The organism is Hydrogenovibrio sp. 3SP14C1 (assembly GCF_029625905.1).
Lineage (GTDB): Bacteria > Pseudomonadota > Gammaproteobacteria > Thiomicrospirales > Thiomicrospiraceae > Hydrogenovibrio.
Window position 1 is genome coordinate 43,653 of the sequence record NZ_JARTLM010000011.1, and the last position, 21,572, is coordinate 65,224.

Here is a 21,572-nt window from a genome sequence, read left to right on the forward strand (position 1 = left end):
TTCTTGTTATGCAGTATGATATGCACAATTAAGTAAAAACAGCTGAAGAAAAGAAGGTAAAAAGAACCATGAAAGAGATCAAAATAGGATTTGTCACCGTTTCTGACCGAGCAAGCCGTGGAGAGTATGAAGACCTAGGGGGTCCGGCAATGCAAGAATGGATTTCAAAAGCACTGACCTCGAAATGGACACCTGTTGCAAAAGTGATTGAAGACGAGCAATCCTTAATTGAAACAACCTTGAAAGAATTGGCGGATGAAGAGCAGTGTGATTTGATTTTAACCACGGGTGGAACAGGACCTGCCAAGCGTGATGTGACCCCGGAAGCAACCGCTGAAGTGTGCGATAAAATTCTTGATGGGTTCGCAGAACAAATGAGAGCGGTTTCTTTGCAATATGTGCCGACAGCCATCTTGTCACGACAAATCGCTGGGACACGGGGTGCCTGTTTGATTATTAATTTACCAGGTAAACCATCTGCCATTAGTGAGTGTTTAGAAGCGGTATTCCCTGCGGTGCCATATTGCATTGATTTAATTGAAGGGGCTTATTTGGAAACCGATGACAGTTTTGTTAAAGCTTTCCGTCCAAAACACGCTAAAAAACCAAATTAAATTTACCCAATAGATGTCTAAACGCTAAAAAGAGAGAACAGCATGACAAATTTTAATTATCAATATGAACACTTGGAAACAGTGAGTGACTTTGTCAGATGGGGAGGAACCTTGTTTCAAAAAGCTGGACTTTCTTTTGGCCATGGGACAGACAATGCTTTTGATGACGCTAGAGTGTTGGTTTTTTATGCTTTGAGGCTGCCATGGGATATTCCAGAAACGTACCTACTGTCTCGTTTGACGATTACGGAAAAACGAGAGGTAACAGATTTATTCCGTCAGCGAGTTGAAAGTCGCAAGCCGACTCCGTATTTAACCGGTGAAGCTTGGTTTGCAGGGATTAAATTTAAAGTTTCTGAAGCGACGTTGGTGCCGCGCTCTCCGATTGCTGAATTGATAGATATGGAATACCGTCCTTGGGTAGAGCCTGAGTCGGTTCATCGTATTTTGGATCTTTGTACTGGCAGTGGTTGTATTGGGTTGGCCAGTTTACAAGCTTGTCCGAATGCGACGGTTGATTTAGTTGATATTTCTCCTGAAGCCCTTGAAGTGGCGCAACAAAATATCGATATGTATCATTTAAATGAAGTGGCGACCGCGATTCAGTCAGATTTGTTTTCAGCTTTAAAGGGGCGAAAATATGACCTAATTGTCTCAAATCCCCCTTATGTTGATGCAATTGAAATGGATGCCTTGCCAGAAGAATTTCAACAGGAGCCTCGTTTAGGTCTGGAAGCCGGTCAAGATGGATTGGATTTAGTTCGCCAAATTCTTGCCGAAGCAGCAGCGCATTTAACGGATGACGGTGCTTTGATTGTGGAAGTGGGTGTGTCTCAATTTTATTTAGAGCAAGCCTATCCGGAACTTCCTTTTTATTGGTTTGATTTTGAACATGGCGGCGAAGGAGTTTTTGCGATTCAAAAATCTGAGTTAGACGTTTTTCAAGATATTTTAAATCAGCGGGTACGCCCTTAAAAGGCGCATCACTTATTCAAACCAACTAAAAATAATTCAAATTGGTTAATTATTTGCTTAAGAAGTCTTATTAGAAAACTGTTGTCAAAAAAACGCTAATTTTAAGGAAGACAAATGAAGAAACGGTTTAGCTTTATCGTGACTCTATTGGTCGCTCTGCCTCTTTATTCTGTAAATAATATGGCCGCGCCACTGATTGACCTTGGTGCTGAAGCAAAAAAACAAGAACAAAAATCGGCAACCACCAGTCCTGTAGCCAAAGAAAAAGATCAAACTACAAAGGTGGCGGATCATCAGAAAAAAGCTGAAGAAAAGCCCAAAGCTAAGCCGAAACCGAAAAAACCACCTCATTGGGGATACTTCGAAAAAGAAGGGCCTAGGTATTGGGGGGAACTTGCACCTGAGTTTGCAACCTGTAAAACGGGTAAAAACCAATCTCCTATTAATTTAAAACCCCAAAAATCGGTTGGAACCACGAGTTTGCCTGGATTTGATGTGTATTATCGTGAAACGGCATTAAAGCTAGTGAATAATGGTCATACGTTGCAAGTAAATATCCCGTTAGGCAGCTATATTAAAATTAACGGTCATCGATATGAATTGTTGCAATACCACTTCCATACGCCTTCTGAGCATCAGAGAGACGGATTTAATTATCCAATGGAAATGCATTTGGTACACAAGGATGGGGATGGAAATATTGCTGTAATTGCCATTTTATTCAAGGAAGGAGCAAAGAATAAGGCCTTAGCCGAATTGATGCCTTATTTGCCAACGCGTTTAAAGAAACAAGAAATTCATGAATTCGTTAAGATTCATCCAGCAAAATTTTTTCCGGCAGATAAAAAGTTTTATAAATACAGTGGTTCTTTGACCACGCCACCTTGTTCAGAAGGGGTTTACTGGATGGTGTTTAAGCAGCCAATTCAAGCATCGGTGACTCAATTAGAAAAAATGCACGAGTACTTAGGGTCTAATGCTCGCCCTGTTCAAAATTTAAATGCTCGAACACTTCTGAAATCTTGGCCGGATCGTAATCAAGAAAACCCGGTTTATGAGCTTTATTAGCCGATAAAGCGAACTTCTTTTTAGAAGTAACTTTGAAGACTATTCAAAATGGCCAGGCCTGGCCGTTTTTAGTATGTTTTACCGCCTATGGCATTTAAAATCTTTCTGTTACAATGAATTAATCTCATTATTTGAAGAGCTGAAAGACGCATGAAAGCCATTCTATTACGCTGGAAGTCCCTTAAAACCCTTTACAAATCCTTAATCCTGACCGCTTTTGCGCTAGCTCTATTTCTATTATTTCTACCATTGATGCTTAAAAAATCGATTGAGTATGCCCTTGTTCAACAAGGCGCAGAATCCGCTCAGCTCGAAAAAGTCATTATTAATCCTTTCAGTGGTCGTTTGGAATTGTTTAATCTGACGGTGTCAACGGAGCAGAAACAACAACTTGAGGTGGGGCATCTCAAAGTCAACTTAGCGTGGTTAGATTTATTACAAAAGCATATTAATCTACAAACGTTAGAAGTGTTTGATACCTCTTTGTTTCTGGTTTATCAGCCGAATGAATATGTTCGAGTGGGTGGGATAACGTTTCCATTAAACATTAAACAGCCTTTAACAACCGCTGAAAGCGCGCAAGAAAAGCAGGCTTTTTGGGGGTTGGGGGTTCAAAACTTGGTTTTGCAAAATGCAACCTTGAATCTTAAAACGCCAGAGATTAGTAAAGCCCTTCATTTTGAAAATGTTTCAGTCTCAAAAACCGCTAACTGGGAGCCTGACGAGTATTCACAGCTTAATTTTCGTATTCAAGACACTGAAGGGGTATTAACAGGTAGGTTAGATGCGAAACTCTTTTCAGAAAAGCAGGTGATCAAAGGGCCGGTTCAAATCAGTGATTTTGATTTACACCCTTATCAGGGGTATCTGCCAAAAGAATGGAACAATGTTTCTGGGATTGTTTCTGGAAAGTTAAATATCGAATTCCGTAACCATTTTGGGAAGATTGATGTGCAACAAACTGGGCAAGTTGATATTCGCAACTTTGCTTTGCAGCAACAAGATTTTGAAATTGCATCGGAAATGATCGGCTGGGACGGAAAGCTATCTTATGAAACCCATAAGGATGATTATACGCTGAACGCAGATGGAAAATGGCAGTTAGAACAGTTTGCTTTGACACAACCGGAACAAACCCTTCAGCTACAAGATTTGAACTGGCTAGGACAAGTGAAGGTTAAACAACGCCTGAAAGGTTTATCCGTTGAGGCACATAACCAACTTATGGTGTCTCAGTCTGTTTTTAAGAAAGAAGCTTTAAATACAAAAATCAAAACCCTTTTCTGGAAAGGACCGCTTGCTTATCAAGATACGAAAACCAGCTCGGCAAAAAATGCACAAAAGATTGAATTAAAAGACACGCAACTTGCATTAGAAAATATGTCTGTTATTTTGGCTGATATGAAGGCAACCAGTGATTTAATTCAGTGGCAGGGTGATGTTGATGTTCAACCTGATACAGAAACGCCAGCTACCTTATCAGGTCAGCTGGGCATGTCAAATGCACTGGCTCGTAATACGGCGTCAAAAAAGACGATTCTGCAGTTGGCACAGTTGAAATCAAACCTGCTGTTTAAGTCTCCTCAGACCGTTCAGTTAACAAAATTGTCTTTTAATGGTATCGGTCTTGGACAAAAGGTCGATAGCGACTCTCCATTTATAAAGATCAGTGGCGTTGATGTTTCAAAACTTGTGATCGAAAATAGTGACGGTGTTGATAAAACCCAATTAGGTAAGGTAAATGTTCATAATCTTGAGGGGTATTTAACCTTAAACAAACAACATGACTTTGTAGAGGTACAAGGTCTGATTAAGTCCTTTGATTTAGGGATTGTAGATCAACAGGAAAAAAAGAAAACGGATACGACTATTGTTGAATCAGGCGCTGAGCAAACAAAAAATGCTGTTATGCAATTAGAAAAACTGTCTTTAAAAGGACAGAATAATATTGTGTTTGAAACTCAAGGACTCAATTCGAAAATTAAGCAAAATATTCATATATCTCAGCTAGAGTTGGGTGCATTGGATTCTGAAAAACCATCATCAGCAACGCCTGTAGCACTTAAAGCGACGCTGGGAAAATATTCTAAAATTGAGTTACAAGGAAAGATTCAACCTTTTAGCCAGAAAGTGAATTCGGACTTAAACTTGAAAGTCAAAGAACTGGATTTGTATGAGTTTTCTCCCTTGATTAAAGATACTGTTGGTTATCGAATTAAAAGCGGTGCTTTAACCTTAGATTCGGATATCAAGATTAAAGAAGATATGCTCAAGTCTAAAAATCATATTATCCTGAAAGGATTTGAACTGGACGGCAGTGCAGAAGAAAATTTCGCTACTGTGGGATCTAATGAACAAAAATTGCAAGATGGGGCGGCAGCAACCGGAGGCTCGACCAGTCTTGCGCTGAACTTACTTCGTGATAACGAAGGCAAAATTGAATTAGACGTTCCAGTTGAAGGCGACTTATCAGATCCGAACTTCCACTTAGATCAGGTCATACAAACGGCTATGCTCAATGCCTTGCAAAGTGGATCAAAAGCCATGTTGGCAATGACACTTCAACCGTACGGCGCAATCTATTTAGCCGCAGAATATGCTTTTAAGCAAGCCAATACAGTAACGTTACAGCCAATATCTTATGAGGTTGGGTTGAATAAAATCAAACCGGGAATGGCTGAATACTTGCAAAAAATTGTTGCACTGTTGGAAAAGAAAAAAAGCATTACTTTAAAAGTCTGTGGTTTTTATAATCAGCGAGATCGCGATTATTGGATTCAAAAAGGGCTGAAAGATCAAAAACTACAAGACAAGCTTTATGCGTTAGCCCGAACTCGACAAAACCAGGTTAAAGATTGGTTAGTCGATCAAGGAGGCGTTGGTTCACATCGCTTAACGACTTGTCATCCTACGTTCGAAGACCTGCCGGAAACAGGTGTCTTACTCTCAATGTAGCTTCTTTGTTAAAAAAATTAATAGAACTGTAGCTGTGGAGCTTTCATGTTAAGCAGAAAAGATTTAATTTCAAAACTGATCGTTTTAAACCAAGGGGATGTCAGCAGTAAACGAGCTGAAATCAGAGCGTACTTTAATGCAACTTATAACGCTTATGAGTCCTTGTTTGAAACACTTAAAACCGACGATGCCTTTTATGAGAGACCTTGTGAACTTCGTCACCCGTTAATTTTTTATTTTGGCCATACGGCTACTTTTTTTGTGAATAAATTGCTGTTAGCTAAATTATTACCAAGCCGTATTAATCCAGAAATAGAATCAATGTGTGCGATAGGTGTGGACGAAATGTCCTGGGATGACTTGGATGAAACGCATTATGATTGGCCAAGTGTAGAAGACGTTCGCGCTTATCGAAATCAGGTGCGTGACGCGGTCAACCAATTAATTGATACCGTTGACTTCACTTTACCGATTGATTGGGACAGTGAGATGTGGCCGATTATGATGGGAATTGAACATGAACGTATTCACCTGGAAACCTCATCGGTTTTGATTCGCCAATTGCCCATTCAATCTGTGCAACCTCATACTTTGTTTCCTATCTTTCCCAAGAGCGATGACGCACCTGAGAACATCTTGTTTGAAGTGCCGGCCGGTGAGGTGCATATTGATCACCATGACCCTGCCAAGACCTATGGATGGGATAACGAGTATGGCGAGCACCATGCGGAGGTGGCATCGTTTAAAGCGGCTGCTTTTTTAGTTTCTAATCATGAGTTTTTGGCGTTTGTAGAAGCGGGAGGGTATGACAATCCAGAGTATTGGGATGAAGAGGGCAATCGCTGGCGACAATTCACACCGGATAAACACCCCACTTTTTGGATAAAGAAAGGCGAGGATTGGTGGTTACGTTGTCTGACCGAAGAAATACCCATGCCTTGGGATTGGCCGGTTGAGGTCAATTACCTGGAAGCGCACGCTTTTTGCAATTGGAAAGGACATGAAACAGGTCGCCCGATTCGGCTCCCTAGCGAAGATGAATACTTACGGTTGCGAGATTACACCAATGCACTTGAACATCAAGCTGAGGCGAATATAAATTTACAGCAATATGCCTCATCAACCCCTGTTAACCAATTCGCAACAGGCGATTTCTTTGATGTGGTTGGTAATGCCTGGCAATGGACGCAAACCCCGATTTATCCTTATGAAGGGTTTAAGGTACATCCGTTATATGATGATTTCACGACGCCTACTTTCGATAATCAGCATAATTTATTTAAAGGGGGCAGCTGGATTTCCACCGGGAATGAAATCAACGGGCATTCCCGTTATGCATTCCGTCGTCATTTTTTCCAGCACGCTGGGTTTCGCTACATTGAATCGGCTGAGAAAGTACAAACGCATTTTTCCACTTATGAAACCGACGCTCTGGTGTCGCAATATTGCGAGTTTCACTATGGTGAAGAGCATTTTGGGGTTCCCAATTTTGCTCAAGCCTATGCTGAATTAGCGATTCATACGATTCAGTCCGATAATGATTTTGCCAGACGCCATGATCTGAGTGTTTTGGAAGTTGGGTGTTCAGTGGGGCGTGCGAGTTTTGAACTGGCGCATCATTTTGCACATGTGACCGGATTGGATTTTTCGGCTCGTTTCATTCAAGTGGCGAACCAATTAAAAGAAACAGGGTCGGTGCTATACACCTTGCCAATGGAAGGTGACATTGTTGATTTTAAAGAACAGACGTTAGCGGACTTAGGGTTGGCGGCCGTTACGTCTCGCTGTGAGTTTCTACAGCAGGATGCGGCTAACTTGAAATCCCATTTGACAGGGTATGATATGGTCGTAGCGGTGAATTTGATTGATCGTCTGTATGAACCAAACCGTTTCTTGAAGATGATTCATGAACGGTTGAATGCAGGCGGAATTCTGATGTTGGCTTCCCCTTATACTTGGTTAGAAGAATTTACGGCCAAAGAACACTGGATAGGGGGGTATAAAGATCCTAACAGCGGTGAGAATGTAACCACGTTAGAAGGCTTGCATAAGATATTAGATGCGGAATTCGATTTGATTCAAGCGCCATTTGAGCTGCCTTTTGTGATTCGGGAAACGCAGCGAAAATTTCAACACACAGTGTCTGAAGTAACCTTATGGAAAAAGAAATCTTAAATGAAGTTGGATTTTAATAAAGCCATTTCCCGTTTGGGAACGGGTTCGGAAAAGTATGAGTTACGTCAAAAGTTATTTGGCACGGATGATGTATTGCCCATGTGGGTGGCGGATCAGGATTTGCCGACACCACCTTTCATTTTAGAGGTGTTGAAAAAACGTCTGGAACATCCCATTCTGGGATATAACCACATGCCGGATTCGCTGTATCAGTCAATTGTGAATTGGCAAGCACAGTATCATTATGAGGTCGAACCTTCTGATATTGTGTTTACGCATAATGTCGCGAATGGCTTTTTTATGGCTGTTTCAGCGTTTACAAACCCCGGCGAAGCCGTGTTGGTACAACCGCCGGTTTATCCGCCTTTTCTGACGGCTTCGACGATTGAAAATCACCAGTGTGTCGAAGCGCCATTAATACTCAAAAATCATCGTTACGAAATTGATTTTGATGCGTTTGAGCAAAAAATTATTGACCATCAGGTGAGGTTGTTTTTATTGTGTAACCCTCAGAACCCTTCTGGACGGGTTTGGTTAAAACCGGAGCTGGAAAAACTCGCAGCGATTTGTTTAAAACATGAAGTGGTTGTGGTGTCGGATGAAATTCATGCTGATATGACGTATCCAGAGCATCAACATACTCCGATGGCTTCTTTATCAGAAGAGTTTAAAAACAATACCGTTACGTTGAACTCTCCCGGTAAAACCTTTAATTTGGGTGGTTTGCAGATTGGCTATGCCATTATTGCCAATCCAGAGTTAAAAGCCGCTTATCTGAAAATTTGTCAAGCCAATGCCATTCAAGATTTAAATTTGTTTGGCTATCTTGCGACACAAGCGGCTTACTCGGATGAAGGGCGGGTTTACCGAGACCAATTGTTACAACATTTTTTAGGAAATATTCAACGCCTAAAAGCGTTTTTCAACGAATTTTTACCTCAGGTAAAAGTGATGATTCCTGAGGCATCTTATTTGGTTTGGTTGGATTTTTCGGCGTTGTTTGAGTCACAGGCTGAATTGAAAACCTGGTTGGTTCAGCAAGCTAAACTGGGACTGAATGACGGTGAAAGTTTTGGCAAAGCGGGTAAAGGATTTATGCGAATCAATTTGGCGGTTTCAGAGCAAACTTTAACCCAGGCATTAGATCAACTTAAGCAAGCGATCTTATCCACTTCATTTTCAAAATAATGGCCAGGCCTGGGCATTTTTATATTGATACAGTTAATCTAAAAGATTGGCACATTAAGGAGATAGCATGATTTATAACACCTTAGGACATTCTGATATTGAAGTCAGTCGTATCTGTTTAGGCACCATGACATGGGGTGAGCAAAATACGCAGGCAGAAGCGTTTGAACAAATGGATTATGCGCTGTCTCAAGGAGTGAACTTTTGGGATACGGCTGAACTTTATGCCGTGCCACCACGTCCTGAAACCTATGGTAAAACCGAGGAAATAATTGGTCATTGGTTGACTAAAACCGGCAAGCGGAATGAGGTTGTTTTGACCTCAAAAATCGCTGGGCCTTCCGATATTTCGTTTCATATTCGTGAGGGGAAAACAAAATTCAATCGGGCGCATATTACCGCGGCGCTGGAAGGGTCTTTAAAGCGCCTTCAAACGGATTACCTTGATTTGTATCAATTGCATTGGCCTGAAAGAAATACGAATTTCTTTGGTGAGTTGGGTTATGTTCCGGCTGATGAAGATGTTTTTACCCCGGTTGAAGAGACGCTTGAAGTTTTGAGTGACTTTGTTAAACAAGGCAAAATTCGACATATTGGTTTGTCGAATGAAACCCCTTGGGGCATGATGACGTTTATCCAAGCCGCAGAACGATTAGGCTTGGAGAAAATTGTTAGCGTACAAAACCCTTATAACTTATTAAATCGAAGTTACGAAGTGGGGATGGCGGAAATCTCACATCGTGAAAACGTTGGTTTATTGGCTTATTCCCCTTTAGGGTTTGGTGTGTTGAGCGGAAAGTATTTGAATGGCACTGCCGCGGAAAACGCCCGCTTAAATTTGTTCCCTGGCTATGACCGTTATTCTAATAATAATGCCGTGAAAGCGACTGAATTGTATGCAGCGTTGGCTCATGGCAATGGCCTGACACCAACGCAATTGGCCTTGGCTTTTGTGAATAGTCGCCCATTTTTGTCGGCCAACATCATTGGGGCGACGACGATGTCGCAATTAAAAGAGAATATTGACTCTATCAATGTCACGTTGGATGAAGAGACTTTGCATCAAATTGAACGCATTCATGCGCAATATACGATTCCTTCGCCTTAATTTTTAATAAGGGGTATTACTTATACTTATTAGCGTCTCATGATATTCTATTGTTCTTTTGATACTAAAAGACAGTAGGATAGAAGCTATCTGATTCAGATGTTCGCTTTGATATTAATGATACAAAGCAATGTAGTTCAAAAGAGGGTAAGTATGAGTATCAAACAGGTCGGTTATGTATTAGTGTTGGGGTTGCTTGGAGCAGGGGGATCAGTGCAAGCTTCTGAGGTTGAAGCAATCTTCTTGAATGGACTTTATGGAAATGCGACACCTGAAAATCCTTCGCCAGTAAAGTTGAAAGTCATCAGTGGTAAAGCGAAAGGGTGCATTATTCAAGGCAAAGCGGTTTTAAATAAAAGTCACAGACGGTATGAATATACCTTAGAAACACCACACTGCTTTTATCAAGGTAAAGCGGTCCCAGTGGGGACAGTCGTGAGAGGTCAGCATAATATTCAGGGAACCATGGCGAATAGCGGGATGGGACGTGGGTATTGGTTTTCCAATAAAGGCCTGATTGTCACACTTTCGGATCAATAAGCTCGTTTAGCTATCAAGGTAGGGGGATATAAATTCGTCAGGGATGACGCTACCGCGATAAGTTTTTAAATCCATGCAGGCCCAAAGCGTGTGGCCTGAGAACACTAAACGCTCATCGGATTTTCTAAAAATTTGATAAAAACGCTTACGTTGGCAACAACCGATTTTCTCCCCAATCCAAGTGCCAATGAGCAGTTCATCGTTTAAAAAACAGCCGGCATGATAGTTCAGCTCATGTTGTTTAACCACCATGATTTTCCCCACTTTCTGCTGTAAGGCTTGGTCAATGCCGACAGATAGGCTGTGTTGCCAAGAAGCCCATTCAAGCCAGTTTAGATACTTTTTATTATTCACGTGCCGAAGAAAATCCAAATCTTCTTCTGAGACGGTGTGTTCTAAAATAAATGGTGAGGGATGCTGCCATTTCATAAATAAAAGCCGTTTTTTACGTAAATTGAAAGAGATAATTTTGAGTGCGCTTGGGCTGGTCTAGTATAATGCACTGATTATAATATTAAAGCGATTTGAGAAATACGTTATGTCGGGTAATACATTAGGACAAAATTTTCGTGTCACCACATTTGGCGAAAGTCATGGCATTGCATTAGGCGCCATTATTGACGGTTGTCCTCCGGGGATGGAACTGTCGGAAGAAGATATTCAAATTGAATTGGATCGTCGTAAGCCGGGTACGTCAAAGCATGCAACGGCGCGTCGCGAAGATGACAAAGTGCAGATTTTGTCAGGCGTGTTTGAAGGGAAAACCACGGGCACTCCGATTGGACTTCTGATTCACAATACCGACCAGCGTTCTAAAGATTATTCAAAAGTCGCGGAGACGTTTCGTCCGTCACATGCCGATTATACGTATACTCAAAAATATGGCGTTCGAGATTACCGCGGCGGCGGACGTTCTTCTGCACGGGAAACGGCGATGCGCGTTGCGGCAGGTGCTGTGGCGAAGAAATATCTGAAAGAACGCTTAGGGATTGAGATTAAAGGGTATCTTTCTCAGCTTGGGCCGATTACGGTAGATAATGTCTCTTGGCCATTCGACAACGATAACGAGTATTTCTGCCCGGATAAAGATAAGCAAGAAGAAATCCGTCAGTATATGGATAACTTGCTTAAGCAAAAAGATTCTGTCGGAGCCAAGATTTCAATTATTGCGAAAAATGTTCCAGTAGGTCTAGGCGAACCGGTTTTTGATCGGTTGGATGCAGACTTGGCCCATGCGTTGATGAGTATTAATGCCGTGAAAGGGGTTGAAATTGGTGATGGGTTTGCTGTGGCTGCTCAACGCGGCACTGAGCATCGTGATGAAATGACACCAGAAGGCTTTGTATCTAATCATTCAGGCGGCATCCTAGGGGGAATTTCGACGGGACAAGATATTGTCGCGCATATCGCTTTGAAACCGACTTCCAGTATTATGACGCCAGGTCGAAGCATCAATACTGATGGGGAAGCGACTGAAATGGTCACTAAAGGTCGTCATGATCCTTGTGTGGGTATTCGAGCAACCCCGATTGCTGAAGCTAAAGTGGCGTTAATTTTGATGGATCACTTTATGCGTAATCGCGCTCAGAATGGTGATGTTGTACCGCCTATCATGGATTTGGCACATCCTGAAAAATAAATGCTATTCACTCACCTTTCTTGAAGCGCTATTTGGTTTTAAGAAAGGATTACTTTTATGATCGCTTTCATTTTCTAACCTTCTTGAGGTTTTTGCATGCCTGATCAGCACTACCGAACGGCTTATCCCAAACTCTCCAGTTTTTACTTTTTCTATTTCATGCTGTTTGGTGCCTTAATTCCTTATATTGGCCTTTACTACCAATCGTTAGGGTTTAATGCGATTCAAATTGGGCAGTTGATGGCGGTTTTTGTCGGCACCAAAATTGTGGCACCTAACGTTTTAGGGTGGTTGTCAGATCGCACAGGTGAAACCATTCGTTGGTTGAGATGGACGGCTTTTCTGACATTATTGTTTTCTTTTGGTTTGATCTATTATCACTCTTTTATTGGGTTATTGTTGACTGTCTTCGGGTTCAGCTTTTTCTTTCATGCTGCCTTGCCACTTTTTGAATCCTATACCTTCCGAAGCTTATCTGGTGTGAAAGAACGTTATGGACTGGTTCGATTATGGGGGTCGGTTGGTTTTATTGTGGCGGTCTTATGGGTCGGCTGGCAAATTGATGTTTTTTCCATTCAAACCTTTCCTTGGCTTTTATGCTTGTTAGCCTTGATTATCTGGTTAGCGACTTTCTGGGTTAAAGAACAAGGTCCTATGTTTAAAAAAGAATCGACCAGCTCGTTTTTAAATGTTGTGAAACAACCTTGGGTTGCTAGTTTATTGATCGTCAGTGTGCTGATTCAGTTCTCTCATGGTACTTATTACAGCTTTTACAGTATTTTCTTATCGGATTATGGGTATAGTAAAACCACCATTTCCTGGCTTTGGGCCGTTGGTGTGATTGCAGAAATCGCGGTGTTTTTTTGGATGGTACCGCTTTTTCGGATCTACTCGGTGAAGTTCTTGTTGATGTTGAGTTTGGCGTTGACATTATTACGCTGGGTTATGATTCCCTTGGTGCCTGAATCCTTACCATTACTTCTGTTTGCACAAACGCTCCATGCAGCCAGTTACGGGTTGTTCCATGCGGCGGCCATTTATTTGATTGATCATCACTTTCGTGGAGATAACCAAAGTAAAGGGCAGGCAATTTATGCTTCAGCCAGCCATGGTGTGGGCGGCGCTTTAGGGATGCTTATTGCCGGGTATGCATGGCACGATGGCGGCGCTTATTTAGCGTTTGGTATCAGTGCAATTTCCATTATTCTTGCGATTATCATTGCGCAAAAATGGATTGAATCCTCTCAAAATGAAATGATTTCAAGATCAAATTAAAGTCTTTCATTTGACAGTTATTCGAAAGCATTCTAGGATTTGTTTTAATCAATTTAATACTATAAAAACACAGGAAGGATACGGATGAAACTTGAATCGATTGCGTTGCATCATGGCTATGAATCAGAAGCAACCACCAAAGCAGCGGCGGTGCCGATTTATCAAACCACATCTTATACGTTTGATAACACACAGCACGGGGCAGATTTATTTGATCTGAAAGTACCGGGCAATATCTACAGCCGTATTATGAACCCCACCAACGATGTTTTAGAAAAAAGAATGGCTGAAATGGAAGGTGGGGTGGCCGCTTTAGCGGTAGCTTCTGGAATGTCAGCCATTACCTATGCCATTCAAACGATAGCGCAAGCTGGCGATAATATCATCAGTACTACTCAACTGTATGGTGGAACCTACAATCTTTTTGCCCATACGTTGCCACGACAAGGGATTGAGGTTCGAATGATTCCAGCGGATGATTTTGAAGCGTTTGAAGCAGCCATTGATGAAAACACTCGAGCCATTTTCTGTGAATCGATCGGTAATCCGGCCGGTAATGTTGTGGATGTCGCCAAACTGGCCGAGATCGGACATAAGCATGGTGTTCCACTAATGGTGGATAATACTGTCGCAACGCCTTATTTGTGCCGTCCATTTGAGTTGGGTGCGGATATTGTGATTCACTCGTTGACTAAGTTTATCGGTGGGCATGGTACGACCATTGGCGGTATTGTGATTGATTCAGGAAAGTTTGATTGGGTGGCGAATAAAGAGCGTTTTCCAATGTTGAACGAGCCAGATCCTTCTTATCACGGCGTGGTGTATACGCGTGATATTGGCGCGGCGGCTTTCATTGCACGTTGTCGTGTTGTTCCTTTGCGTAATACGGGGGCGGCATTGGCACCGCATAGTGCGTTTTTGTTGATGCAAGGACTGGAAACATTAGGGTTGCGGATGGAACGCCATTGCGAAAATGCCTTAAAAGTGGCAGAGTATTTACAGCAACACCCGAAAGTGTCATGGGTTAATTATGCGGCTTTACCTAATGATAAATATCATGCACTTTGTCAAAAAACCACTAAAGGGTTGGCATCCGGTATTTTGAGCTTTGGTGTAAAAGGGGGAAGAGAAGCAGGTGGTCAGTTCATTGATGCGCTTCAAATGATTCTTCGCTTGGTCAATATCGGCGATGCGAAATCTTTAGCTTGTCACCCTGCGACCACAACCCACCGACAATTAAGTGCGGAAGAGCTTGAAAAAGCGGGCGTTTCAGAAGATTTGGTCAGACTGTCTGTTGGTATTGAACATATCGATGATATTCTGGCAGACATTGAACAAGCGTTAGATAACGTTAAGGTTTAAATTTTAACCCTATTGTGATTGATCTCATTAAACTTAATAGGAGAGTATATGCGTTTTTTACATACGATGTTACGCGTGGGTGACTTACAGAAGTCGATTGATTTTTATGCCAACGTTCTTGGAATGAAGTTATTGCGTCAAAAAGAGTACCCAAAAGGGGAGTTTACCTTGGCTTTTTTAGGCTACGGCAGTGAAGAAGATCATACCGTGTTAGAGTTAACTTATAACTGGGGTGTCAGCTCTTATGATTTAGGAGACGGCTATGGTCATATCGCCATTGAAGTAGCGGATGTTTATGACGCCGCGGAAGCGGTGAAAAAAGCAGGCGGAAAAATTATCCGTGAAGCAGGGCCGATGAATGCCGGGAGCACTATTATTGCTTTTGCAGAAGACCCTGATGGGTACCAGATCGAGTTCATTGGTGCAAACCATTCACGTGCGTAAACGACCTTGAAATAGAAGGAATCGATCATGCTGGAGCTATTTTCTTCTGAAGTGAGTTCGGTCAATACGGTGTCTCATCTGATTCAACTGTCCGTGGCTCCGGTTTTCCTTTTAGCCGGGGTAGGAAGTTTGTTGGGGGTGTTGGTCAGCCGGCTTTCTCGAATTGTTGAAAAATCTGAAAGACTCAATGGGTTATTGTTGACCGAGAAAACGGAGAACCCAATTGATAAGCGCTCGAGCGATATCAGGCTGCAAAGACAAGCATTGGAAAAACGCCGGCATCTGTTAAACCAAGCGATTTTAGCCTGCACCATGACAGGGCTGTTTGTGGCGTTGGTGATTATGATCATGTTTTTAAGCGCTTTCTTTGCCTTTAATGGCTCTCTGGCAATCGCCGTTTTGTTTATCGTCGCGATGGGGGCTTTGATTATCGGCTTGTTATTGTTTTTAAGAGAGATTTATTTCGCTTCTCATTAACCTGAATGAATTTAAAGCATATTTTTGTCAATGCTTTCCGCTATAATGGCGCGCGTTTTTAATTGGTTTGATGAAGGAAAAATGATGTCTCAATTTGAAAATGTGACGGTCGTTAAAGCAGCGAACGTTTACTATGATGGAAAAGTCAGCAGTCGCACGGTGTTATTTGCAGATGGCTCTAAAAAAACATTGGGTTTATTGTTACCTGGTGAGTATGAGTTTGGTACAGAAGCGGCAGAAATTATGGAAATGTTGGCGGGTGACGTTGAAGTCTTGCTTCCGGGTGAAACAGCATGGCAGTCCATTTCTGCGGGCGAGTCTTTTAATGTGCCTGCAAACTCAAAGTTTGGTATTAAAGTACATACCGTTGCAGATTACAGCTGCTCTTATATAGATTAATCTGATTTAATTTATCGACTAAAAATGGCCAGGCCTGGTCATTTTTAGCTTACTTCAACGTGTTTGACTGAAGTCCTCCATTCAAGGCGTTTCTTTTTTTGATGAACCTTTCTCTTTTTCTTTTTTTCGTTTGAGCAGTTTAAAATAAAAATGTAATCCGAAATGAACCAAAATCAGTAAGCCAAAAACGGCAATCATGATTTCGCCGATATGGTTAATCCACATATTTTTCCTTTAAATTTATTGAGTTAGTGTTTTTTTAGTATCTTTGTTGTATTGATTAATACCTTAATTTTACGCTTTTTTTGGTAAAATTTGCGCGGTCTTAATTAAGAAAGGATTTCAAATGAATCAAGCCTCCCCCAACGCTTTTGATTGGCGTAAATATAAAGCAGATACATTATCTGGTATTACGGTGTCATTAGCTCTTGTCCCAGAAGCAGTGGCGTTTGCCTTTGTTGCTGGAGTTCACCCGTTAGTTGGGCTTTATGCTGCCATTATTGTTGGTTTTATCACCGCTGTTTTTGGTGGGCGTCCAGGTATGATTTCTGCTGCTGCTGGTTCATTAGCCGTGGTTATGATGCATTTGGTGATGGAGCATGGTGCTTCGTATCTATTTGCTGCGGTCATAATGATGGGAGTGTTTCAGATATTTATTGGTTGGATGAAATGGGGACGGTTTATCCGAATGGTGCCCAGTCCGGTTATGTTAGGGTTTGTTAACGGGCTGGCTTTGGTCATTTTAATGGCGCAGTTTACCCAGTTTAAAGACCCAACAGGCGCTTGGTTAAGTGGCGATGCCTTAATGATTATGGTTGGGATTATCATTGCGACCATGGCAATTATTTATTTATTGCCGCGCTTAACAAAAGCCGTGCCTTCCGCGTTAGCAGCCATTGTCCTCGTGACGCTTGCAGTAATCTTTTTTGATATGAATGCTGTGACAGTAGGGGATAAAGCTTCCGTTTCAGGAACGTTAGAATCCTTGGTGTTTGGTGATGGAAATGAAGGTGGTTTCCAAGGTCTGAGTTGGTTTACGGCACTACCGGAAGGGTTTTTCAGTTTGGAAACACTTTGGGTGATTTTACCTTATGCCATTATTTTAACCATTATCGGGTCTGTTGAATCATTGTTGACTATGACCTTGATTGATGACATCACTGAAACACGTGGTCAAGGTAACCGTGAGTGTATCGCATTAGGTGCAGCAAACTGTACTGCGGGTACTTTTGGTACCATGGGGGGCTGTGCATTGATTGGTCAGTCAATGATTAATGTGAGTTCGGGAGGAACAGGCCGCTTGTCTGGTATTTCGGCCGCACTCGGGTTATTAGTAATTGTATTGATTGCCTCTTCTTGGATTGAGATGGTTCCGATTGGCGCATTGGTTGGTTTGATGTTCTTTGTGGTGATTGCGACGTTTAACTGGTCGAGTTGGAATATCATGCGCGGGATGTCGAAAATGGACACGTTTGTCATGGTGTTGGTAACGGTTTTGACCGTTATTTTCGATTTAGCGATTGCCGTTATTGCAGGGGTGGTTGTATCCGCACTGGTATTTGCCTGGCAACATGCACAGAAAGTCATGGTGGAAACCGAAGAGCTAGAAATTGACGGTAAGCAAGGTAAGATTTATCGTGTCAATGGCCCTTTGTTCTTTGCGTCATCTCAAAACTTTATTGAAATGTTTCGCCCTAAACACGATCCGGAATGTGTTCAGATTGATTTCCAACGTTCGCGTGTTTATGACCATACCGGAGTGGAAGCGATTAACAATGTGACCCAAAAATATAAAGCGGAAGGCAAAAAAATAGTGTTAAAACACTTGAGCCCAGAGTGTCAGGCATTACTAAAAGATGCCGAAAACTTAGTAGAAGTGAATGTGTCGGAAGATCCACACTATCACGTATCTCTCGGGAAATAAGTTTTCTGCCTAACGTTGATTGACTTGATCAACGGGATTAATACAAAACCTCGCCAGGATTACCTGAGCGAGGTTTTTTTATGTCTGATAAGTTGGTGTATGAGAAAAGTAGATAGAAAGGAAAGGGAGCATAAAAGCATATTGAGTTAACGTTCGGTGTTCATGAGTACTGTTACGATGGATGATTTACGACAGGTGAACAGGATATAAAAAAAGCCCTAGAAAAATGACCAGGCCTGGTCGTTTCTAGAGCTTATTTTTTTGATTTTTCAGTGATGTTATGTGGTCTGGGGTTTCATCTTTTTAATAAACCACTGCTCAACAATCACGAAGAACATCGGCACAAAGAAGATTCCCAATGCGGTGGCACTGATCATCCCTCCTAACACACCGGTTCCGATAGCATTGTGCGCTCCTGAACCTGCTCCGGAGCTTAGCGCAAGTGGCAAGACACCGAACCCAAAGGCCAAAGAGGTCATTAGGATTGGGCGTAAACGCATTCTGGCGGCACGAATGCTTGCTTCAACGACATCCATACCATCATCTACCAATTCTTTAGAGAATTCGACGATTAAGATGGCATTTTTGGTGGCCAAGCCGACAATGGTGAGCAGGCCAACCTGGAAGTAAATGTCACTTGGCTTTCCTGTTAAGAAGGCTGCGATTAAGGTTCCAAGGATCCCTAGTGGCACAATCAACATGACTGAAATCGGTAAGCTCCAGCTTTCATACAAGGCCGCCAATGCCAGGAAAACAACCAGTATGGAGAGGATATACAGTAAGTATGCCTTGTCGCCAGCGGCTTTTTCTTCATAAGACAAGCCGGTCCATTCAATACTGGCACCTTTAGGGAGTTTTTTGCTTAAGGCTTCAATGGTGTCCATTGCTTGACCAGAGCTCACCGAAGGCGGTGACATTCCCAGAACCTCAAGTGCTGGTTGCCCATTGTAACGTTCCAGCTTAGGTGATTCCTTTGTCCAATAAGTGTTGATAAACGAAGATGCCGGAATCATTTCACCGTCTTGATTTCGTACATACCAGTCATTGAAATTTTCCGGTGTTGAGCGATAATCGGCTTCAGATTGAACGTAAATCTTTTTCACTTTGCCTTGCTTGATGAAGTCATCGACATAGGCACTTCCCCAAGCAATTGAAAGGGATTGGTTAATGTCAGCAACGGACAGACCGAGCGCTTCTGCCTTTTGTTTATTAACCGTTACACCCAACACAGGAGCCGGTTCTTGGCCATTAGGACGCACAGCTATTAAGTTTGGGTTTTGGCTAGCCATGCCCAGTAACTGATTCCGTGCGTTATAGAGCTGCTCACGCCCCATACCAATATTATCTTTGACATATAAGTCGAACCCGCTGGCATTCCCAAGTTCTAAAACAGCAGGGGGGCCGAAGGCAAAAACCATTGCTTCTTTGATTTGGCTAAAGGCACCCATGGCGCGGCCAATAATTGCTTGCACCCCTTGACTAGGTTCGGTTCTTTCCGACCAGTCTTTGAGTCGAACAAAGGCGATTGCGGTATTTTGACCGGTACCTGAGAAGTTGAAGCCCAATACCGTGAATAACCCTTCGATATTGTCTTTTTCTGTATTCAGAAAATGGTTTTCCAGTTTTTTCACGACAGCCAATGTTTCTTCACGTGTGGCCCCTGACGGCATCATGACTTGACTGAACATAAAACCTTGGTCTTCGTTTGGCAAGAAACCTGCCGGTGTTTTGTGATACAAAAAACCAACCGCTGCCACAATGGCGATATAAAGACCAAAGAAAGCAAATCGGTGCTTGATGATGCTTCTCACGCTCTTGCCATATCCATTGGACGCTCGGTCAAAATTACGGTTGAACCAGCCGAAAAAGCCTTTTGATTCCGCTTCTTTGTCCACAGGTTTTAGAATGGTTGCACATAAGGCAGGCGTCAAAATAAACGCCGCCATTACCGAAAGCACCATGGCTGAAACAATGGTGACCGCAAATTGTTGGTAAATGACACCGGCAGATCCAGGGAAGAAAGCCATCGGTAAGAAAACCGCACTGAGGACTAACCCAATCCCGATTAATGCACCGGAAATTTGATTCATGGAACGACGTGTCGCTTCTTTGGCAGGCAAGTTTTCTTCATGCATGACCCGTTCGACGTTTTCGACCACCACGATGGCATCATCGACCAGTAGCCCGATGGCGAGTACCATGGCGAACATGGTTAAGGTGTTGATGGTGTAGCCAAAGTAAGACAAAACGCCGAATGTTCCCAATAACACCACAGGGACGGTAATGGTTGGAATTAGGGTGGCACGCAAGTTCCCTAAGAACAGGTACATAATTAAAACCACTAAAATAATTGCTTCCACTAAAGTCTGAACCACTCCTTCAATCGAAAGTTTGATGAATGGTGTCGTATCATACGCATTGACGTAATCCATTCCGGCAGGGAAGAACTTAGACAGTTGTTCCATGCGCTTAATGACTCGATCACCCGTTTCCAACGCATTGGCATTAGATGCCAGTTTGATGGCAAAACCAGCCGCAGGTGCGCCTTTATATCGAGCCAGTTTGGTGTAGGTATCCGCCCCTATTTCGACACGCGCGACATCGGAGACTTTAATGGTGGCGCCATCTTGCGCGGTTTTGATGACGACATTTTTAAACTCATCAGTCGTTTTTAAACGGCTTTGCAGATTTACCGTGACATTGATGGGCTGGTTTTCAACGGCTGGCACAGCGCCTAACTGACCTGCAGTGACCACTGCATTATTGGCTCTAATCGCGTTCACGACATCTGCAGGCACTAGCTTGTATTTTGCTAGTTTATACGGGTCTACCCAGATACGCATGGCGTATTCTGAGCTGAACTGAACGACGTCACCCACCCCCTCAACACGGCTGATCTGATCAATGACGTGAGTGGCAATATAATCGCCTAGATCAATCGCATTCAAACTCTTGTCTGGTGAAATAAAACCAATCACCATTAAAAAGTTTTTAACGGATTTGGTGACTTGAATCCCTTGTTTTTGAACGGATTCAGGCAATGAAGACATGGCGGTCTGCAGTTTGTTTTGTATTTGCATCTGTGCAATGTCAGGATCGGTGCCTGTTTTAAAGCTCAGGCTAATTGTGCCTTGTCCCGTTGACTCACTGGTAGAGGACATATACATCAGTCCATCTAACCCTTTCATCTTAGTTTCGATGATTTGAGTCACTGTGTCTTCAATGGTTTTGGCAGAAGCGCCCGGGTAAGTAGCGGTAATGGCAATTGTTGGTGGTGCAATTGCTGGGAATTGCGCAATGGGTAAGCTCACAACCGAAATGGCACCTGCAATCATTACCAAAAAGGCGATGACCCAAGCAAATACAGGACGATTGATAAAAAAGGTCGCAAAAGATTGACGACGTTTATGTGCAGTCTCTTCTGACATG

General features: G+C 42.6%; 17 protein-coding genes. 15 read left to right on the top strand and 2 right to left on the bottom strand.

What is annotated here, in order from left to right:
- Window positions 1-68: 68 nt before the first annotated feature.
- From mog to P8629_RS10095, 8 genes are all read left to right on the top strand, one after another.
- Window positions 69-614 carry a molybdopterin adenylyltransferase gene (gene mog / locus P8629_RS10060; RefSeq protein ID WP_278166005.1) on the top strand — a complete coding sequence of 182 codons (546 nt, stop codon included), beginning with the start codon at window positions 69-71 and terminating at the stop codon, window positions 612-614.
- A gap of 42 nt (window positions 615-656) precedes the next feature.
- The gene (prmB, locus tag P8629_RS10065; RefSeq protein ID WP_278166006.1) at window positions 657-1,589 is read left to right on the top strand and encodes a 50S ribosomal protein L3 N(5)-glutamine methyltransferase; all 933 of its coding nucleotides are present in this window, start codon (window positions 657-659) and stop codon (window positions 1,587-1,589) included.
- 114 nt (window positions 1,590-1,703) lie between these two features.
- Complete coding sequence (locus tag P8629_RS10070) at window positions 1,704-2,657, top strand: carbonic anhydrase (protein ID WP_278166007.1); 954 nt, start codon at window positions 1,704-1,706, stop codon at window positions 2,655-2,657.
- 150 nt (window positions 2,658-2,807) lie between these two features.
- Window positions 2,808-5,612, top strand: coding sequence for a DUF748 domain-containing protein (locus P8629_RS10075; RefSeq protein WP_278166008.1), 2,805 nt, complete (start codon window positions 2,808-2,810; stop codon window positions 5,610-5,612).
- Window positions 5,613-5,657: 45 nt separating this feature from the next.
- Window positions 5,658-7,787, top strand: a complete 2,130-nt coding sequence (ovoA, locus tag P8629_RS10080; protein WP_278166009.1) for a 5-histidylcysteine sulfoxide synthase — start codon at window positions 5,658-5,660, stop codon at window positions 7,785-7,787.
- Window positions 7,788-8,975: a pyridoxal phosphate-dependent aminotransferase gene (locus P8629_RS10085; protein WP_278166010.1), complete on the top strand. Its 1,188-nt coding sequence runs from the start codon at window positions 7,788-7,790 to the stop codon at window positions 8,973-8,975.
- A 67-nt stretch (window positions 8,976-9,042) separates the two neighbouring features.
- Window positions 9,043-10,083 (top strand): NADP(H)-dependent aldo-keto reductase, encoded by a 1,041-nt coding sequence (locus tag P8629_RS10090; RefSeq protein WP_278166011.1) that lies wholly within the window; start codon window positions 9,043-9,045, stop codon window positions 10,081-10,083.
- 153 nt (window positions 10,084-10,236) lie between these two features.
- Window positions 10,237-10,623 (top strand): hypothetical protein, encoded by a 387-nt coding sequence (locus P8629_RS10095; RefSeq protein ID WP_278166012.1) that lies wholly within the window; start codon window positions 10,237-10,239, stop codon window positions 10,621-10,623.
- Between the two features lie 6 nt (window positions 10,624-10,629).
- Here P8629_RS10095 and P8629_RS10100 read toward each other — a convergent pair whose 3' ends face one another.
- Entirely contained in the window at window positions 10,630-11,052 is a 423-nt protein-coding gene (locus P8629_RS10100; protein WP_278166013.1) for an acyl-CoA thioesterase, read from the bottom strand.
- Between the two features lie 109 nt (window positions 11,053-11,161).
- On the opposite strand from P8629_RS10100, the gene aroC reads away from it, so the two are divergent.
- The 7 genes from aroC to P8629_RS10135 all read left to right on the top strand — a co-directional run bounded on the left by aroC (window position 11,162) and on the right by P8629_RS10135 (window position 18,143).
- On the top strand, window positions 11,162-12,262 hold the full coding sequence (gene aroC, locus P8629_RS10105) for a chorismate synthase (RefSeq protein WP_278166014.1): 1,101 nt from the start codon (window positions 11,162-11,164) through the stop codon (window positions 12,260-12,262).
- A gap of 96 nt (window positions 12,263-12,358) precedes the next feature.
- Entirely contained in the window at window positions 12,359-13,537 is a 1,179-nt protein-coding gene (locus tag P8629_RS10110) for an MFS transporter (RefSeq protein WP_278166015.1), read from the top strand.
- Between the two features lie 84 nt (window positions 13,538-13,621).
- Window positions 13,622-14,899 (top strand): O-acetylhomoserine aminocarboxypropyltransferase/cysteine synthase family protein, encoded by a 1,278-nt coding sequence (locus P8629_RS10115; RefSeq protein ID WP_278166016.1) that lies wholly within the window; start codon window positions 13,622-13,624, stop codon window positions 14,897-14,899.
- Between the two features lie 48 nt (window positions 14,900-14,947).
- A complete protein-coding gene (gene gloA / locus P8629_RS10120) occupies window positions 14,948-15,343 on the top strand; it encodes a lactoylglutathione lyase (RefSeq protein WP_278166017.1) in 396 nt (131 codons plus the stop codon).
- Window positions 15,344-15,370: 27 nt separating this feature from the next.
- On the top strand, window positions 15,371-15,820 hold the full coding sequence (locus tag P8629_RS10125) for a DUF2721 domain-containing protein (protein WP_278166018.1): 450 nt from the start codon (window positions 15,371-15,373) through the stop codon (window positions 15,818-15,820).
- Window positions 15,821-15,904: 84 nt separating this feature from the next.
- Window positions 15,905-16,219 carry a pyrimidine/purine nucleoside phosphorylase gene (ppnP, locus tag P8629_RS10130; RefSeq protein WP_278166019.1) on the top strand — a complete coding sequence of 105 codons (315 nt, stop codon included), beginning with the start codon at window positions 15,905-15,907 and terminating at the stop codon, window positions 16,217-16,219.
- A 346-nt stretch (window positions 16,220-16,565) separates the two neighbouring features.
- Window positions 16,566-18,143, top strand: a complete 1,578-nt coding sequence (locus P8629_RS10135) for a SulP family inorganic anion transporter (protein WP_278166020.1) — start codon at window positions 16,566-16,568, stop codon at window positions 18,141-18,143.
- Between the two features lie 278 nt (window positions 18,144-18,421).
- Here the strand turns inward: P8629_RS10135 and P8629_RS10140 are convergent, their stop codons facing one another.
- Complete coding sequence (locus P8629_RS10140) at window positions 18,422-21,571, bottom strand: efflux RND transporter permease subunit (protein WP_278166021.1); 3,150 nt, start codon at window positions 21,569-21,571, stop codon at window positions 18,422-18,424.
- Window position 21,572: the final 1 nt, after the last annotated feature.

What these genes read in the sequence shown, in the direction of transcription:
- mog (WP_278166005.1), top strand. Translation starts at nt 69, where the DNA reads ATGAAAGAGATCAAAATAGGATTTGTCACCGTTTCTGACCGAGCAAGC.
- aroC (WP_278166014.1), top strand. Translation starts at nt 11,162, where the DNA reads ATGTCGGGTAATACATTAGGACAAAATTTTCGTGTCACCACATTTGGC.
- P8629_RS10135 (WP_278166020.1), top strand. Translation starts at nt 16,566, where the DNA reads ATGAATCAAGCCTCCCCCAACGCTTTTGATTGGCGTAAATATAAAGCA.
- P8629_RS10140 (WP_278166021.1), bottom strand. Translation starts at nt 21,571, where the DNA reads ATGTCAGAAGAGACTGCACATAAACGTCGTCAATCTTTTGCGACCTTT.
- P8629_RS10085 (WP_278166010.1), top strand. Translation starts at nt 7,788, where the DNA reads ATGAAGTTGGATTTTAATAAAGCCATTTCCCGTTTGGGAACGGGTTCG.
- P8629_RS10125 (WP_278166018.1), top strand. Translation starts at nt 15,371, where the DNA reads ATGCTGGAGCTATTTTCTTCTGAAGTGAGTTCGGTCAATACGGTGTCT.
- P8629_RS10115 (WP_278166016.1), top strand. Translation starts at nt 13,622, where the DNA reads ATGAAACTTGAATCGATTGCGTTGCATCATGGCTATGAATCAGAAGCA.
- ovoA (WP_278166009.1), top strand. Translation starts at nt 5,658, where the DNA reads ATGTTAAGCAGAAAAGATTTAATTTCAAAACTGATCGTTTTAAACCAA.
- P8629_RS10090 (WP_278166011.1), top strand. Translation starts at nt 9,043, where the DNA reads ATGATTTATAACACCTTAGGACATTCTGATATTGAAGTCAGTCGTATC.
- P8629_RS10110 (WP_278166015.1), top strand. Translation starts at nt 12,359, where the DNA reads ATGCCTGATCAGCACTACCGAACGGCTTATCCCAAACTCTCCAGTTTT.
- gloA (WP_278166017.1), top strand. Translation starts at nt 14,948, where the DNA reads ATGCGTTTTTTACATACGATGTTACGCGTGGGTGACTTACAGAAGTCG.
- prmB (WP_278166006.1), top strand. Translation starts at nt 657, where the DNA reads ATGACAAATTTTAATTATCAATATGAACACTTGGAAACAGTGAGTGAC.
- P8629_RS10075 (WP_278166008.1), top strand. Translation starts at nt 2,808, where the DNA reads ATGAAAGCCATTCTATTACGCTGGAAGTCCCTTAAAACCCTTTACAAA.
- P8629_RS10100 (WP_278166013.1), bottom strand. Translation starts at nt 11,052, where the DNA reads ATGAAATGGCAGCATCCCTCACCATTTATTTTAGAACACACCGTCTCA.
- ppnP (WP_278166019.1), top strand. Translation starts at nt 15,905, where the DNA reads ATGTCTCAATTTGAAAATGTGACGGTCGTTAAAGCAGCGAACGTTTAC.
- P8629_RS10070 (WP_278166007.1), top strand. Translation starts at nt 1,704, where the DNA reads ATGAAGAAACGGTTTAGCTTTATCGTGACTCTATTGGTCGCTCTGCCT.
- P8629_RS10095 (WP_278166012.1), top strand. Translation starts at nt 10,237, where the DNA reads ATGAGTATCAAACAGGTCGGTTATGTATTAGTGTTGGGGTTGCTTGGA.